Raw genomic sequence first — 16145 nt, 5'->3', positions numbered from 1 at the left:
ACTCAGGCGTCCAGGGCCACGGTGTTGGTGAGCGTGCCCAGGCGGGTGATCTCGACCTCGACGACGTCCCCGGGGGACAGGAAGCCCTTGGGCTCCATGAACAGGCCCACACCGCCCGGTGTCCCCGTGACGACAACGTCGCCCGCGGAGAGCTTGGTCCATGCGGTGAGGTACTCGATGATCTGCGGGATCGAGAAGTACAGGTCCGCGACCGAGGCGCTCTGGCGGACCTCTCCGTTGACGCGGGTCTCGAGCTTGAGCTCGTCGACGCTTCCGAGGTCCGCGGCCGGGACGAGGTAGGGGCCGAACGCGCCCGTGCCCGGGAAATTCTTGCCCGGGGTCCACTGGGTCGCGGCGAGCTGCCAGTCTCGCACCGAGAAGTCGTTGTAGGCGGCGTACCCGGCCACGTAGCCCCACGCGTCGTCGGCGCTGACGCGATAGGCGTCCTTGGCGATGACGAGGGCCATCTCGCCCTCGTAGTCATACTGGGTGGTCGAGGCCGGCATGAGCGCCGGAGCGTTGTGGCCCATCTGGGAGTCGGCGAAGCGGATGAAGACCGTCGGGGCCTTCTGGTTCGTCCTGCCGGTCTCCTGCTGGTGGCTCACATAGTTCACGCCGATGCACAGGATCTTCCCGGGCTCCGTGATCGGCGGCAGGAGGGCGACGTCGGCCTCGTCGAACGCCGGGGCGTCGCGGACCTGCTCCTCGGCGAGCGTGCCGAAGCGGCCGTCCGCGACGAGGTCCTTGAGGGTCCCGGCGACGTTCGCGCCGGTCGGGCCGAGGTCGTGGACACGGCCGTCGAGGGCAACGCCCCAGGTCGCGGCGCCGTCGGGGGTCGTGAAGGAGACGTAGTTCATGGGAGGCCTTTCGTAGGTGGTGAAGGTCAGCGGGCGGTGCGTGTCAGCGGGCGGCGCGGCGGCACCGTCGTGCGCGTGCAGCCAGAAGTCCCGGCCGGCAGCGCTGGTCAGAAGCGGTGGTCAGAAGCGGTGGTCGACTGGCGGAATCCCGAACGTGCGGAAGTCGTCGGGGCGCCGGTCGGACCACATGTTGTACCAGTTGTCGTCCTGGCCCCAGATGACGGGCTCTCGGTCGTTGTCGTAGATCTGCTCGAGGTCCGTGTACAGCTCGACGACGGCGCCTGAGGACTCGACGTAATAGGCGGCGATGTTGTGGCCCGCGCCGTGGCGCACCGGGCCCCAGATGAGCTCGCGGCCCTTGCGGTTGAGGCGGTCGCCGAGCTTCGCGATGTCCCCGACCGACTGGGTCTGCCACGCGTGGTGGTGGAAGGTGCCGCGGCCCTTGATGAGCGCGATCCCGTGGTGGTCAGGATTGCAGCGCATGAAGTACGCGAAGTCGTCCCCGATCACGTCGGAGAGGCGGAAGTCGAAGACGCGCGAGAGGAACTTCATCATCCCCGTGACGTCCTGCGGGTGGAAGTTGATGTGCCCGTAGCGGTCGGGCCCGAACGAGAGCGCGCCCGGGTCCGACTTCTGCATGCCGGTGTAGACCTCGAAGATCCAGCCCTCGGGGCCCACGAACGCGAAGCCGTCCGCGACGCCGGCGCTGATCGGGCGCTCGGAGAGGACCGGCAGGTTCTCGGCCTCGACCCGGCGGCGGACCTCGGCGAGGGCGTCGCCGTTGCGGGCGATCAGGCCGAGGGCGTGGATGCCGTTGCGGCTCGACTCGACGTAGACGAGCTCGTGGTGCACCGCGTTTGCGGCGAGGTAGACGCTGCCGTCAGAGGTGCGCTCGGTGACCCGGAGGCCCAGCAGCTCAGTGGCATCGGCCACTGATGCGGCCACGTCCGTAGTCTGGATGGCCACGTGGCCCATCTCGCTGATCAGTCCCCAAGACATGCGCGCTCCTTCGCTCGGCCGTCATTCGACGTTCCCGAGGAACACAGTATCTTAAGGATTTTGCATTATCTACCGATAGTGCAAAGTTTGCTGGGCCTTGATCAGCCCACCTTCATGCCGACTTCCCCCGCGCTGCGGATCGCCGCCATGGTGGTCTGGTAGTGCGCCCGCAGGAGCGCGGCCGTGAGGCGGGGATCCCGGGCCAAGGCCGCCGCGAGGATGTCGCGGTGCTCCTGCTCGATATCGCGGTCCGCGTGGCGCGTCGCAACGCCGGCCCAACGGCCATAGAGCTGGCTGAGGTCGGAGAGTACCGACGTGAGGTCGATCAGCACGGGGACGCCGCAGGCCTCGACGAGCTTCGCGTGGAACGCCTGGTGGGCCTCGTTCCAGGCCTCCGTATGAGTATCCGGGTCCTCAGGGTCGCGCCGCTGGGTCCGCGCAAGTGTGTGGTGTGCAGCGATGAGCTCGGACTCCCAGTCGAGAGTGCCGCGCTCGATGGCGAGCCGCGCCGCGAGTTCCTCGTTGACGCAGCGCATCTCGGTGATGTCCTCGAGCTCCGAGAGTGAGAGCTCGGGCACGAAGAATCCTCGGTTCGGGCGCAGTTGGACCAGCCGGTCCCCCACGAGCCGCGTGAGCGCCTCACGCACCACAGTGCTGCTCGTCTCGTAGTGCTGCGACAGGGCCGTCAGCTGCAGCTTGGCCCCTGGGCTCCAGCGCCCGGCCAGAATGTCACGGCGCAGCGCATCGTGGAGGTGCTTCGAGAGGGTCTCGGCGTCGGTTTTCTTGGCCATGGGCGAATTGTACCAAGGCGCTCATTTGGCATAACGGACCTGCGAATGCACTGACCGTGCGGCGAGTCGGAACCTTATCCCTCCCGCAACCGGTCCACAACTCCGAGCAGCCCCTCGACCCCCGTCCCGAAGGCCGCCTCCGGCCACGTGCCGGCGAGTGACGAGTAGTGGTAGAGCCCCTCCCCGATGAGCATGATCGCGGCAGCAGCCGCGGGGTCCGGAACCTCGCCGCGGATGAGCTCGAGCCAAGCGGCGTCCAACTCCTCGAGGGCCGCCAACGCCGCGGCGGAGCCGGACTGGGCGAGGCGCACGGCCGCCACGAACAGCATGTCCAGGTCCGAGCCCGTGCTCACGGAGGTGCGGACGAAGTACCGGGACGGTCCTTCCTCAGACGCTGCCATGCGTTCGCGGTCCTCGGCGGCGGCCGTGCGCAGCCGCTCGAGAAGGGCGTCCGCAAGGGATTCCTTGCTCTTGAAGTGGTAGAGGAGCCCGCCCTTGGAGACGCCGGCAGCGGCGGCGACGGCGTCCATGGTCGCCGCACGCTCGCCGTCGGAGACAAGGAGGCCCTTGTAGGCCTCGAGGATCGCCGCACGCGCTTTCGGGGGTCTCGGCATAGGGACACTGTACGTGCCGTTGTATCCATACCGTCCGGACGGTATAGTTATTGGAAGATCTCTCAAGGAGCCCCGATGAACCAGACCTCTGCGGTCCAGGCATCCCCCCGGACCACATCCGCCCGCCGCTGGCTCGCACTGACCGCGCTCATGTTCCCAGTGCTGCTCATCGCCGTCGACAACACGGTGCTGAGCTTCGCCGTTCCCGCGATCTCCCTCGCCCTGCAGCCCACCTCCACCGAGATGCTGTGGATCGTCGACGTCTACTCCCTCGTCCTCGCGGGCCTCCTGGTCCCGATGGGTTCCATCGGCGACAGGATCGGCCGCCGCCGCATCCTTCTCCTGGGCGCCACCGGCTTTGCGGCCGTCTCAGCGTCAGCCGCATTTGCCGCCACCCCGGGCCAGCTCATCGCGGCCCGCGCCCTCATCGGCGTGTTCGGCTCGATGATCATGCCCGCCACCCTGTCCCTGATCCGCAACATCTTCACGGACGCGCGCGAGCGCCGCCTCGCAGTCGCCGTGTGGGCGGCGGTGTTCTCCGGCGGCGCCGCGCTCGGCCCGCTCGCGGGCGGCGCTCTGCTCGCCCACTTCTCATGGGGCTCGGTGTTCCTCATCGCCGTGCCCATGCTCGTCCCGGCGCTGCTCCTCGCCCCCGTCCTCGTGCCCGAATCCCGCGACCCAGCGCCGTCCCCCGTCGATGCGGCGGGCATTGCGCTCGTGGTGGGCGGCGCCGTCGTGCTCGTGTGGGGGATCAAAGAGCTCGCGCACGACGCCGGCCCTCTCGCCGTCGGCGCGATCCTCGCCGGGCTGGCGCTCGGCACAGCATTCGTCCGGCGCCAGCTGGGCCGGGCCCGGCGCGGGGCAACGCCGATGCTGGACGTGCGGTTGTTCGCCCGCCCGGCCTTCAGCGCTGGCCTCGCGGCGAACCTGCTGAGCATCTTCTCGCTCGTGGGGTTCATGTACTTCCTCGCCCAGCACCTCCAGCTCGTGGCCGGGAAGGAACCGCTCGAGGCCGGGCTGCTCATGCTGCCCGGGACGGCACTGTCGATCGTGGCGGGCCTCGCCGCGGTGCGGCTCGCAGCGCGGTTCTCCGCCTGGCGCGTGATGGTCGCCGGGCTGCTGCTCAACGCGGCCGGCTACGGCATAGTGCTCGCGTTCGGGCAGGGGGGGTCGCTCGCCGCGATCCTGGCCGGCTTCGCTGTGACGGCTGCGGGGGTGGGGCTTGCGGAGACCCTCTCCAACGACCTGATCCTCGGCGCCGTCCCGGCCGCGAAGGCCGGCGCGGCCTCCGCCGTCTCGGAGACCGCGTACGAGCTCGGCGCGGTCCTCGGCACGGCCGTCCTCGGCAGTGTGCTGGGCGCCGCGTACCGTGCTGGTGTCCACGTCCCCGCGGGGCTCACGGCCGGGGATGCCGCGCGGGCGCACGAGACCCTCGCGGGCGCCGTCGAGGCTTCCCGTTCCCTGCCCGCCGACGCCGCGTCGGCGCTGCTGGACTCCGCCCACCGGGCCTTCGATTCCGGCGTAGCGTACACGTCCGCGATCGGGGCGGCGCTCGTGCTCGCCGCCGCGCTGATCGTGCTCAGGGCCCTGCGCCGCGCACAGCCCTGCGAAATGGTGGGTTGAGCAGGGTCCGCGGGCCCTCAACCCTGCAGAACCCACCATTTCCGGGCCTAGGATCGCCGCCGTACACGGGCCTAGGATCGGACGCATGACTGGCAACGACCCCTTTGACCGCATCCCGCCCACGGCCAGCTTCACCGTGACGAGCACCACGGTCACGGACGGCGCCCCCTGGCCCGCCGCCCAGTACTCCGGCGCGTTCGACGTCCCCGGCGGCAAGGACATCTCCCCGCAGCTGGCCTGGTCCGGCGCGCCGGAGGGCACCAAGAGCTACGCCGTGACGGTCTTCGACCCCGACGCCCCCACCCAGTCCGGCTTCTGGCACTGGGCCGTGGCGAACATCCCCGCCTCCGCCACCGAGCTGCCCGAGGGGGCCGGCACGGCGGCTGGGGACCAGCTGCCGGAAGGGGCCTTCCAGCTCAAGAACGACGGCGGCACCGCCCAGTTTGTCGGGGCCGCGCCGCCCTCCGGGCACGGGCAGCACCGCTACTTCATCACCGTCCACGCCCTCGACGTCGAGGACCTGGGCGTGGGGCCCGACGCGTCCCCGGCCTTCCTCGGCTTCAACATCTTCTTCCACACGGTGGGGCGCGCCGTGATGATGGTGACCGGCGAGATCGAGTAGCCCGCACGGCGTCGTGCGTCAGAGCAGGGTGCCGAGCGCGAGCCCCGCTGCCGCGGCAGCGAGGCACAGCGCAAGCGTCCCCACCCCGTTGACGACGGCGGCCGCCCACCGGCCGCCCAACGCGAGGCTCACACTCTGGTAGCTCGCAGTGGAGAAGGTTGTGTACCCGCCGAGGAATCCCGTGCCGAGCACGGTCTGGACGGCCGGGTCCGCGACGCCGGAGAGCACCGCACCCGCGATGAGCCCCAGCACGAACGAGCCGGTGACGTTGATGCCCATCGTCGCGAGCGGCAGCGGCCCCTTGACGCGCCGGCTCACCGCGGTGTCGAGGACGTAGCGCACGACGGCGCCGATCCCGCCTGCCGCTCCGAGCAGCAGCGCCTCCGCGGGGCTCACCGGCGCCCCTCCCGGCTCTCGGCGACCCGTTCGGTGGTCGGGGCCTGCCCGGCGTGAGGGTGCGCTGCTACGTGGGCCTCGGCGGCGAGCCCGCGCCTGTCCTCGCGGTGCAGCCAGGCGGCACCCGCCACCCCGAGCAGGGTCGCGGCGGCGCCGCCGAGCAGGGACAGCGCGAGGTACCACGCGCCGTCGGCCGCGCGGCCGCCCGCGAAGAGGCGGGCGCCGTCCACGGCGAGCGTCGAGTACGTGGTGAAGGCCCCGAGGAAGCCGGTGCCGGCCGTGAGGCGCACGAGCCGGCGGACGCCCACGTCCGGGCCGCGGCGGGCAAGCGACTCGAGCAGCGCCCCGAGTGCGAGGGCGCCGGCGAGGTTGATGAGCAGGGTGGGCAGGGGCCAGCCGCCGGGCGCGGGCAGCGCCATGCCGAGCGCCCACCGCGACAGCGCCCCCAGCACGCCCCCCGCGAACACGAGCGCGAGGACAGCGGGCGAGAACGGGTGGGCGAACCGCGCGGGAGCCGGCAGCCGCGACGCGGCGTGCGACGCCACGTGGGCAGCAGGAGGTGCGGCCCCGGCGTCGTGCACGGGCCCCTCTGGAGCGGCGCCCTCACCGGCGCGGGGATCGGAAGTCACGGCGGATAGAGCCTACCGCCCCTGCCTGAGGCCGGGGCGCCCGGCGTAGCGTTGGAGCGTGGACGCGTTCATGACGTGGTTCGCCGCCACCGACTCCGAGGTGGCGCGCTGGGTGCTGCAGCGTGGGGTCGCGGCACTGTTCTTCGTGGCCTTCCTCTCGAGCCTCAACCAGTTCCCAGCTCTCGTCGGCGAGCACGGCCTGCTTCCCTCGGCGGACTATCTCGCGGGATTCCACCGTTTCCGCCGCCCCACCCTGTTCCGGTACGGCTACTCGGACCGGCTGTTCCGCTGGTTCTGCGCCATAGGGCTCGTCGTGTCGGCGCTTCTCGTGCTCGGCGTGCCGCAGATGGGGCCCTGGTGGGTGCCCCTCGTGGCGTTCCTCGCGCTGTGGGGCCTGTACATGTCGATAGTGAACGTGGGGCAGACGTTCTACGGCTTCGGCTGGGAGATGCTCCTGCTCGAGGCCGGGTTCACGGTCGCGTTCCTCGGCTCGGACCAGGTCCCGCCCCCGCGGCCGATCCTCATCCTGCTCGTGTGGCTCGTGTTCCGCCTCGAGTTCGGCGCCGGGATGATCAAGATCCGCGGCGGCGCGGAGTGGCGAGACCTCACCGCCCTGTACTACCACCACGAGACGCAGCCCATGCCCGGGCCGCTCTCACGACAGTTCCACCTCCTGCCGAAGTGGATGCACCGCGCGGAGGTGGTGGGCAACCACGTCGCGCAGCTCGTGGTGCCGTTCTTCCTGTTCTTCCCGCAGCCGGTGGGGACGATCGCGGCGGCCGTGGTGGTCGTGACCCAGCTGTGGCTCGTGCTCTCCGGCAACTTCGCGTGGCTGAACTGGTCCGCGATCGTGCTCGCCTTCGCCGCGGTCGGGGACTCGGCGGTGCACTGGCTGCTCCCCGTCATCCCCGCAGACCTCTCGAGTGCGTCGTGGAACATTCGGACGACCGCGTGGCCGGCCGCGGGCGATCCCGTCACGTGGGCGTGGGTCATCGTGGTGATGGCCGCGTCCGTGCTGCTCGTGGTGCTGTCCTGGCAGCCGGCGAGGAACCTGCTCTCCAGCCACCAGCTCATGAACGCCGCGTTCAACCGCTGGCAGCTCGTCAACGCGTACGGCGCCTTCGGGTCCGTGACGAAGAACCGGGTGGAGATCATCGTGGAGGGGACCATGGACGCCGTGCCCGCCTCCGACGCCGACTGGCGCGAGTACCGCTTCCGCGGCAAGCCCGGCGAGCCCACTCGCATCCCGCGCCAGTGGGCGCCGTACCATCTGCGGCTCGACTGGCTCATGTGGTTCCTTCCCCTGCGCACGGTGCATGAGGACTGGTTCTACACGTTCCTGATGAAGCTCCTCCGCGCTGACCCGGCCACCCTGAAGCTCCTGCGAGAAGACCCGTTCCACGGCGAGCGGCCGCAGTGGGTCCGCGTGCGCAACGCGCTGTACGAGTTCTCGACCCACGCGGAGTTCCGGGAGACGGGCAACCGGTGGGTCGTCACGCCGCTACGGCTGCTCATCAGTCCGATCACCCTGCGCGACGGGGACTGAAGAAAGCCGGGGACGCGCCTCATCCCCCTCGCCGAGCGGGGTCGTGGGGAACCCGGAGGCTCTGGAAACGCAAGGACCCCCGGCCAGACAGTCCTGGCCGGGGGTCCTTCAGCGGTGCGCGAGGCGGGATTTGAACCCGCACGCCCTTTCGGACACTGGCACCTGAAGCCAGCGCGTCTGCCGTTCCGCCACTCGCGCGCAGCACTCCCGCGACGACCGGGCCGAGCCCGAACCCGCGAAAGCAGCGAGAACCAGCATAGCCGAGCCAAACGCCGATTGCGAAATCACCGGGTGCGGGCGCCTGAGGCGGGGAGCTGCGCCGTCGGCGGAGAGCGTACGGTGCGGGGCGCCGTCGTGCGCTGCGGGACAACGCGGCCCGGCCGGCCCGATCAGGTGATCCGGAGGTGCTCCCAGTAGTATCGGACGAGGACTGTGCACAGCCAGCCCCGCGGAGTCAGCGCGGCGGAGACCGGAGAGGAGGGGCACATGGGACTGCTCGACAGGCTCGAGCGCGGCCTCGAGAAGGCTGTCCACGGCGTCTTCACCACCGGCACGAAGGGCCAGGTCCAGCCCGTCGAAATCGCGAGCCGGCTCCGGCGCGAGATGGACCGCCAGGCCTTCGCCCTCGACCAGGACCGAACCCTCGCGCCCAATGTCTTCGAGGCGCACCTCTCCGACGCCGACTTCGAGCGGGCCCGCGGGTGGGGGCAGCCGCTTGCCGAGGAGCTGTGCGATGTGGCCGTCAAGCACGCGCGCTCCCAGGGCTACACCCTCCAGGGCCCGGTCCGCTTCACCTTCCGGCACGATGCCTCCCTCAAGGCTGGGGAGTTCGAGGTGGTCTCGAGCACGGAGAAGGGCGCCTCTCGCCCCCACGTCCCCGCGGCGCCGAGCCGCCAGCCCACCTCCCTCGTTCCGGTCCTCGAGATCGACGGGCAGCGTTACTCGCTCAATGCCGACTCGGTGGTGCTGGGCCGTTCGGGCGAGGCGGACATCGTCGTCGACGACACCGGGGTCTCGCGGCGGCACCTCGAGATCCGCCGCGAAGGCGGCGCCACCTACGCCGTGGACCTCGGCTCGACGAACGGCAGCTACATCGGCGGCCACCGGATCGAGGGAAGCGCCGAACTCCACGACGGCACCACCATCAGGATGGGGCGAACCACGATCGTCTTCCGCATGCTTCCGGCACCCCGGGGAGGGAACGCGTGAACGACCTGACCCTTACCGCTCTGCGGTTGGGATTCCTTGTGCTCATGTGGCTCCTCGTGTTCAGCGTGGTGGGCGCGATGCGCCGGGACCTGGCCATCGGGCGCCGCAACAAGACCGGTGCTCCCACGGCGCGCCAGGTGCGCAGGAACCCCGAGCTGGCCGAGCCTCCCGCACGGCAGCACGCCGGCCGTCTCGTGGTCGTCGAGGGTCCGCTGGCGGGGACCAGCGTGCCCCTCGAAGGCACGCCGGTGCTGCTCGGGCGCGCCCAAGAGGCCACCCTCGTCCTCGAGGACGACTACGCGTCCGGGCGCCACGCCCGCCTCTTCCCGCAGGGCAGCCGGTGGTTCATCGAGGACCTCGGATCCACCAATGGCACCTACCTCGCCGACCAGCAGCTCACCCGCGCCCAGCCCGTTGAGCTGGGCGTACCGATCCGGATCGGCAAGACCGTGATCGAGCTGAGGCCCTGATCTTGGCCGACGCCCCGCTGATCCTGCGCTACGCGGCCCGCTCCGACGTGGGCCGCCTCCGCTCCAAGAATGACGACTCCGCCTACGCGGGCCGTCATCTTGCCGTCGTCGCCGACGGCATGGGCGGGCACGCGGGCGGCGACGTGGCCAGCGCCTCGACGGTCCTGGACCTCATCCACCTCGACCACGGCGACTACGCCGAGGGCGAGGCGTCCACGCAGCTCGCCGACGAGATCCAGACGGCGAACTCGCTCCTGTCCGAGCTCGTGAGCTCCAACCCGCTCCTTGCCGGCATGGGCACCACCGTGACCGCCCTCCTGCTCTCCGGGGAGGACTTCGCGTTCGCCCACATCGGCGACTCGCGCGCGTACCGCCTGCGCGGCAACGACCTCGAGCAGGTCTCCACCGACCACACCTTCGTCCAGCGGCTCATCAACGAGGGCCGGCTGCGCCCCGAGGAGGCCGAGACCCACCCGCACAAGAACGTGCTCATGCGCGTGCTCGGCGACGTCGACGCGAGCCCCGAGCTGGACCTCGCCACCTTCCCCGCGGTCGAGGGCGAGCGGTGGCTCCTGTGCTCCGACGGCCTGAACTACGTTCCCCTCCCCCTCGTGGCCCGCACCCTGCGCGAACTCGAAGATCCCGCGCAGTGCGCCGATCGGCTCGTCGAGCTCACCCTCGCTGCAGGCGCGCCGGACAACGTCACCGTCATCGTTGCGGACGTGGTCGCCGCTTCCGAGGACGACGCCGAGCCCGCACCCGCCGCCCAGTCCGCGGCCGCCGCGTCGCTCACCGCAGCCGCAGCAGCGCGTACTCCGGTGAGCTCTGCCGCCAAGGCGCACCCGCCGCGGCCCCGGGGCGGCGAGGCCGCACGGGCCGAGACCGCGTCCGTCGACACCGACCGGCCTGCCCGCGGAGGCACACCGGCTGAGGCCCCAGCCGCGGGCGCTGGCGCTGGTGCGGCGGCCAGCGGTGCGGCCGCCGCGGGTGCCACCGCCGGCCGGGAGGCGGAGCCCGCCAGCCGCGGCGCTGGCGAGCAGGGCGAGGGCGCGCCGGTCCCGATCGGCCCCGACACGGACGCGGAGACCGAGTCGCCGCGCCGGGAGGAACCGGCCACAGATCCGAACCTCGGCGCCCACCTCACCGCAGAGGTGCTCAGGCAGGAACTCGACTCCAGGCCGCACGAGCTCGTCGGTGCTGCCGCTGCAGCCGCGGAGAGCGGGTCGCTGCCCTCCGTCGCAAGCCGCACGGCCGCGCGCCGAGCTGCCGCTGTGCTCACCCATGGGCCCGAGCCGGCCGGGGAGGCGGACGATCCGGGCGCCACGGGCCTGGGCCGCCGGCTGATCCGCCGCTGGTTCAGGATCGGACTCGGCGCGATCGCTGCGCTCGTGCTCGTCCTCGGGGCATGGTTCGGCTACGCCTGGACGCAGACGCGCTACTACGTGGGCATCTACGACAGCAGGGTGGCGATCTACAACGGGGTCTCCCAGCAGCTCGGGCCGATCCCTCTCTCCCACGTGCACTCCGTCACCAATATCTCGGTCGATTCGCTCACGCCCTACACGCAGACGCGCCTCCGTTCCGGCGTCCCGGCCGACGGCCTCGAAGCAGCCGAGGATCTCGTCAAGGGCATCCAGACCGATCCGCTGGGCTGCCTTCCGGGCTCGGGAGCCACGGCCAGCCCCTCCGCCTCGCACACAGGATCGGCGGCACCGAGCGCCTCGGGCGCCGCTCCAGCGCCGGCCAGCCCGGCGCCGTCGTCCGCGGCACCCAGCGCGTCCGGAGCGTCAGCGGGTGCGAGCGCCACCGCGTCGGCAAGTGCCCGCCCCACCACCACACCCGATCCCTGCCTGGGAGGAACCCCATGAGCGGCGTGGAGACCGTGACGAAGCCCCGTCGGAACGTGGAGCTCGCGCTCCTGGTCCTGGCGTGGGGCGTGGCGATCGGCGCCAACACGATGAAGGGCCTGCAGGACGGGACGGCGTTCGGCGGCGACTTCTGGCAGCAGGCAGCGCTCCTGATCGTTCCATCCCTGGCCATTCATATAGTGCTGCGCTTCAGGGCGAAGTATGCCGATCCGATCATCCTTCCGATCGTCGTCACCCTGAACGGGCTCGGGCTGGCCATGATCCATCGGCTGGACACACCGCAGACTGACTACGGCAACGTGCAGGCACGCTGGACCGTCGTGGGCATGCTCCTGGCGATCGCGGTGATCTGGTTCCTCAAGGACCACCGTGTCCTGCGCCGCTTCACCTACATCTCCCTCGCCGCGAGCGCCGTGCTGCTGCTCCTGCCCCTCGTGCCGGGCATCACGGCGGGCGAGATCAACGGCGCCCAGGTGTGGATCCGGATCGGCGGGTCAACCTTCCAGCCCGGCGAGGTCGCGAAGATCACGATCGCCATCTTCTTCGCCGGCTACCTCTCCACGAACCGCGACCTCATCCTCCTGGCCGGCCGTCGGATCGGGAAGCTCCAGCTGCCCCGGTTCCGCGACCTCGGGCCGATGGTGGTGGCGTGGGTGGCGGCCATCGGCATCCTCATCTTCCAGCACGACCTCGGCATGTCGATCCTCTTCTTCGGCATCTTCATCTCCACGATCTACATCGCCACGAGCCGCGTGAGCTGGGCCATCCTGGGCATCCTGCTCATGTTCGCCGGAGCGATGGGAGCGAGCCTGGCCCTGCCGCACATCCGCCTGCGGATCGACGGGTGGCTCAACGCCTTCTCCCCCGAGGTGTACGGGCGCACGTACGGCAGCAGCTACCAGATAGTCCAGGGCCTCTTCGGCATGGCGAACGGCGGCCTCCTCGGAACCGGCATCGGCCAGGGCAGGCCGGACCTCGTGCCGTTCGCCCACTCGGACATGATCGTCGCGGCCCTCGGCGAGGAGCTCGGGCTCGTGGGCCTGTTCGCCATCGTCATGCTCTACGCGCTCCTCGTCTCGCGCGGCTTCCGCGCGGCGCTCGGCGCCCGGGATTCCTTCGGGAAGCTGCTCGCGGCAGGCCTCTCGGCCGCCGTGGGGCTCCAGGTCTTCGTCATCATGGGCGGCGTCACCCGCCTCATCCCGCTCACGGGCCTCACGACGCCGTTCCTCGCCGCGGGCGGTTCGTCGCTCCTGGCGAACTGGATCATCGTCGCGCTGCTCCTGGTCATCTCGAACATCGCTCGCCGGCCGAGCAGCGCGCCCCCGCTCACTGACACGTCCACGACCCAGGCGGTGAAGACCCTATGAACCAGGCGATCCGCAACGCGTGGGTGGCCATCGCGGCCATGTTCGCGCTCGTCCTGGGAGCCATCAGCTACGTCCAGGTCATCGGCGCCGACGAGCTGAACAAGAACAGCCAGAACAACCGCGCGATCCTGCAGACCTTCTGCCAGGAGCGGGGTCCCATCACCGTGGCCGGCCAGCCGATCGCGCAGTCCGTGGCGAGCGGCTCCGACTCGTGCAAGTTCCAGCGCACCTACCCCGGCAACGCCCCCCTCTACGCGGGCCTCACCGGCTTCTACTCCAACGTCTACGGCTCCTCGGGCCTCGAGAACTCGATGAACTCGACCCTCACGGGCGAGTCGGACCAGCTCCTGCTCGACAAGATCCGCCAGCTCTTCCTCGGCGAACAGCCCAAGGGCGCCTCGGTCGAGCTGACGATCGATCCTGCCATCCAGAAGCTCGCGTACGACCTCATCCCGGACGGCCAGCGCGGTTCCATTGTGGTCACCAACCCGAAGACTGGCGCGATCATCGCGATGGTCTCCAAGCCCAGCTACGACCCCAACCGCATCGCCACCCAGGACCAGGCGGCGGCCGCTGCCGCCATGAAGCAGATCCAGGACGAGCCCGGCATCAACCTCAACCAGGGCGTCAGCGGCCCTACGGGTGCCCTGCTGGCCCCCGGCTCGGTGTTCAAGCTCGTGGACACCGCCGCGGCGCTCGCCTCCGGCAAGTACAACAAGGACTCGACGCTGCCGAACCCCGCGCAGCTGACCCTGCCGGGTACCACCACCCAGCTGCCGAACTACGCGGGCGGCAACTGCTACACCCGGGACACCGCGGACTTCGCGTTCGCGCTGCAGCAGTCCTGCAACACCCCGTTCGCCTCCATCGCGCTGGACCTCGGGCAGGATGCGATCGGCAAGCAGGCGGCCGCCTTCGGGTTCGGCCAGGACGCCGGCAACCAGCTCCACCTCGACTACTCCCCGGGCGTGTGGCCGCAGAAGCTGAATCAGGCGCAGCTCGCGCAGTCCGCCATCGGACAGTTCGACGTCAAGGCCTCGCCGCTGCAGATCGCGCTCATGACGAGTGCCATCGCCAACGGCGGCGTGCAGATGAAGCCGTCGCTGGTCAAGCAGATCACGGCGCCGGACCTGCGGGTCGTGTCCCAGCCGAAGCCCGAGGTGCTGCGCACCTCGACCACCCCGGACATCGCGCGCCAGATCACCGAGTGGATGACCAGCGTGGTCTCCCAGGGCATCGCGTCCAAGGCCGCGGTTCCCGGCGTCCAGGTGGCCGGCAAGACCGGCACGGCGGAGCTCGGCGTGACCAACAGCAAGGGCCAGATGCTGAACAACTCCTGGTTCACCGGGTTCGCCCCGGCAGACAACCCCCAGGTGCAGGTGACCGTGGTGATGGAGAGCGTCGACATCTACACGGGGGCCGCGCTGACCAGTCCTACAGCGAGCAAGATCTTCAAGGCGGTGTTGAACAAGTGAGACCGACGTCAGGCATCACCTTGGGCGGCAGGTACGAGCTGCAGAGCCGTATCGCCATCGGGGGCATGGGCGAGGTGTGGCGTGCGCGCGACCAGGTGCTCGGCCGCATCGTTGCCATCAAGATCCTCAAGGAGGAGTACGCGGGCGACCCGAGCTTCCTCGAGCGGTTCCGGGCCGAGGCCCGCCACACGGCACTCCTGAACCACAACGGGATCGCCAACGTCTTCGACTACGGCGAGGCCGGCGGCTCCGCGTACCTCGTGATGGAGCTCGTCCCCGGCGAGCCGCTCTCCGCGATCCTCGAGCGCGAGCGCGTCCTCTCCCCCGACCGCACGCTGAACATCATCGCCCAGACGGCGCGCGCCCTCGCGACCGCACACGGCCAGGGACTCGTGCACCGGGACGTCAAGCCCGGCAACCTGCTCATCACGCCCGACCACAAGGTCAAGGTCACCGACTTCGGCATCGCCCGCCTGGCAGACCAGGTGCCGCTGACCCAGACCGGCCAGGTGATGGGCACGGCGCAGTACCTTGCCCCCGAGCAGGCGACCGGCCAGCAGGCAACAGGATCGAGCGACATCTACTCCCTCGGCGTGATCGGCTACGAGTGCCTCACCGGCCACCGGCCGTTCTCGGGCGAGAGCCAGATCGCGATCGCCCTCGCCCAGGTCAACGACGCCCCGCCGCCCATGCCGGAGCAAATCCCCGCCCCCGTGCGGGCGCTGCTCATGTCGATGCTCGCCAAGGACCCGCGCCACCGCCCGGCCAACGCGATCAAGCTCGCCGAGGCGGCGGAGGCACTGCGCCGGGGCGACGTCCGTGCGGCCCAGGCAGCCGTGCCGGGCATGCTCCTGCACGACGACTCCACCGAAGCGATCACTGCGCCCGTCCGGCAGGCCACCGCCCCGACCGCCGTCGTGGGCGGCGCCGGCCTTGCCGGGGCCGCGGCCGCCGGTGCTGCTGCAGCGGCAGGCGCGTCGGCCGCACGGCGCATGCCGGCGACGTCGGCCCTGCCCGTGGTCGGCACGGCGGACCCGAACGCTGGCCCCGCCGGGGCCGAGGACGCGCACAACCCGCTGTACGCGCCGGTGGAGGACGACGAGCAGCTCGACGATGTCCCCCCGCAGCGGCGGTCACGCAAGAGGAGCCCCTTCACGTGGCCGCTCGTGGGACTGGTCCTCCTGCTGCTGTTCGTGCTGATCGGCGTCTGGCTCTCGAACGCCGGCCTCTTCAGCCCGTCGCCGCTGCCCTCGAACACCAGCCCGGCGCCGACCACAGCGAGCGCGCCTCCGAGCACGACCTCCTCCGCGCCGCCGAGCACCAGCACCCCGGTGGATTCGGGACCCGCCACGGTCAACATCGTCCCGGCCGCGTATCTGGGCAAGAACTACACTCAGGTAAAGGCTCAGCTGGAGGCGCTTGGTATGAGGGTAGCCCTGAACCCCATGCAGTCGCAGACGGGGACCATGGGCCAGGTGACAGGAGTCGACCCGGCCGGTGCCGTGACCGTCGGATCAACCATCACGGTCACCTACCTCTCGGTCCAGCCGCCCGTGACCATCTCGACGCCGGCCACCTCCACGCCTGCACCGCCGCCCAGCACCTCGCAGGCTCCGACCCGTTCATCCGGCGCGCTGCCCTCGATCCTTCCCACGGCCCCGAGCAGCTAGCGCATGACA

General features: G+C 70.6%; 15 protein-coding genes and 1 tRNA gene. 9 read left to right on the top strand and 7 right to left on the bottom strand.

Going from position 1 to position 16145, the window contains the following annotated elements; translation table 11 throughout:
* Window positions 1–2 precede the first annotated feature (2 nt).
* The 4 genes from IE231_RS16860 to IE231_RS16845 all read right to left on the bottom strand — a co-directional run bounded on the left by IE231_RS16860 (window position 3) and on the right by IE231_RS16845 (window position 3261).
* The gene (locus tag IE231_RS16860) at window positions 3–857 is read right to left on the bottom strand and encodes a fumarylacetoacetate hydrolase family protein (RefSeq protein ID WP_189695158.1); all 855 of its coding nucleotides are present in this window, start codon (window positions 855–857) and stop codon (window positions 3–5) included.
* Between the two features lie 120 nt (window positions 858–977).
* The gene (locus tag IE231_RS16855; protein WP_189695157.1) at window positions 978–1856 is read right to left on the bottom strand and encodes a VOC family protein; all 879 of its coding nucleotides are present in this window, start codon (window positions 1854–1856) and stop codon (window positions 978–980) included.
* Window positions 1857–1957: 101 nt separating this feature from the next.
* Window positions 1958–2647: a GntR family transcriptional regulator gene (locus tag IE231_RS16850; RefSeq protein WP_189695156.1), complete on the bottom strand. Its 690-nt coding sequence runs from the start codon at window positions 2645–2647 to the stop codon at window positions 1958–1960.
* Window positions 2648–2721: 74 nt separating this feature from the next.
* Entirely contained in the window at window positions 2722–3261 is a 540-nt protein-coding gene (locus tag IE231_RS16845) for a TetR/AcrR family transcriptional regulator (protein WP_189695155.1), read from the bottom strand.
* 75 nt (window positions 3262–3336) lie between these two features.
* On the opposite strand from IE231_RS16845, the gene IE231_RS16840 reads away from it, so the two are divergent.
* Entirely contained in the window at window positions 3337–4884 is a 1548-nt protein-coding gene (locus IE231_RS16840) for an MFS transporter (protein ID WP_189695154.1), read from the top strand.
* A gap of 85 nt (window positions 4885–4969) precedes the next feature.
* Window positions 4970–5506 carry a YbhB/YbcL family Raf kinase inhibitor-like protein gene (locus tag IE231_RS16835; protein WP_189695153.1) on the top strand — a complete coding sequence of 179 codons (537 nt, stop codon included), beginning with the start codon at window positions 4970–4972 and terminating at the stop codon, window positions 5504–5506.
* An 18-nt stretch (window positions 5507–5524) separates the two neighbouring features.
* Here IE231_RS16835 and crcB read toward each other — a convergent pair whose 3' ends face one another.
* The gene (gene crcB, locus IE231_RS16830) at window positions 5525–5902 is read right to left on the bottom strand and encodes a fluoride efflux transporter CrcB (protein ID WP_189695152.1); all 378 of its coding nucleotides are present in this window, start codon (window positions 5900–5902) and stop codon (window positions 5525–5527) included.
* Window positions 5899–6531, bottom strand: a complete 633-nt coding sequence (locus IE231_RS16825; protein WP_229867314.1) for a fluoride efflux transporter FluC — start codon at window positions 6529–6531, stop codon at window positions 5899–5901. The genes crcB and IE231_RS16825 overlap by 4 nt, the downstream gene beginning before the upstream one ends.
* 70 nt (window positions 6532–6601) lie before the next feature.
* On the opposite strand from IE231_RS16825, the gene IE231_RS16820 reads away from it, so the two are divergent.
* Entirely contained in the window at window positions 6602–8077 is a 1476-nt protein-coding gene (locus IE231_RS16820) for a lipase maturation factor family protein (protein WP_189695180.1), read from the top strand.
* A 115-nt stretch (window positions 8078–8192) separates the two neighbouring features.
* Here IE231_RS16820 and IE231_RS16815 read toward each other — a convergent pair.
* Window positions 8193–8275: transfer RNA gene (locus tag IE231_RS16815), tRNA-Leu, on the bottom strand.
* A 288-nt stretch (window positions 8276–8563) separates the two neighbouring features.
* Between IE231_RS16815 and IE231_RS16810 the strand changes: the two genes are divergently transcribed.
* From IE231_RS16810 to IE231_RS16785, 6 genes are read left to right on the top strand one after another with little or no spacing between them, the layout of a single operon-like run.
* A complete protein-coding gene (locus tag IE231_RS16810) occupies window positions 8564–9286 on the top strand; it encodes an FHA domain-containing protein (protein WP_189695151.1) in 723 nt (240 codons plus the stop codon).
* Complete coding sequence (locus IE231_RS16805) at window positions 9283–9756, top strand: FHA domain-containing protein FhaB/FipA (protein ID WP_189695150.1); 474 nt, start codon at window positions 9283–9285, stop codon at window positions 9754–9756. Before IE231_RS16810 ends, IE231_RS16805 begins: the two co-directional genes overlap by 4 nt.
* A 2-nt stretch (window positions 9757–9758) precedes the next feature.
* A complete protein-coding gene (locus tag IE231_RS16800) occupies window positions 9759–11624 on the top strand; it encodes a PP2C family protein-serine/threonine phosphatase (protein WP_229867311.1) in 1866 nt (621 codons plus the stop codon).
* On the top strand, window positions 11621–12991 hold the full coding sequence (locus IE231_RS16795) for an FtsW/RodA/SpoVE family cell cycle protein (RefSeq protein WP_189695149.1): 1371 nt from the start codon (window positions 11621–11623) through the stop codon (window positions 12989–12991). Before IE231_RS16800 ends, IE231_RS16795 begins: the two co-directional genes overlap by 4 nt.
* The gene (locus IE231_RS16790) at window positions 12988–14466 is read left to right on the top strand and encodes a peptidoglycan D,D-transpeptidase FtsI family protein (RefSeq protein WP_189695148.1); all 1479 of its coding nucleotides are present in this window, start codon (window positions 12988–12990) and stop codon (window positions 14464–14466) included. The genes IE231_RS16795 and IE231_RS16790 overlap by 4 nt, the downstream gene beginning before the upstream one ends.
* Window positions 14463–16136, top strand: coding sequence for a serine/threonine-protein kinase (locus IE231_RS16785; RefSeq protein ID WP_189695147.1), 1674 nt, complete (start codon window positions 14463–14465; stop codon window positions 16134–16136). Before IE231_RS16790 ends, IE231_RS16785 begins: the two co-directional genes overlap by 4 nt.
* Window positions 16137–16145 lie beyond the last annotated feature (9 nt).

The organism is Sinomonas cellulolyticus, assembly GCF_014656475.1.
Lineage (GTDB): Bacteria > Actinomycetota > Actinomycetes > Actinomycetales > Micrococcaceae > Sinomonas > Sinomonas cellulolyticus.
The sequence above is the reverse complement of the archived record's forward strand: the minus strand, read 5'-3'. Positions and strand labels throughout refer to the sequence as shown.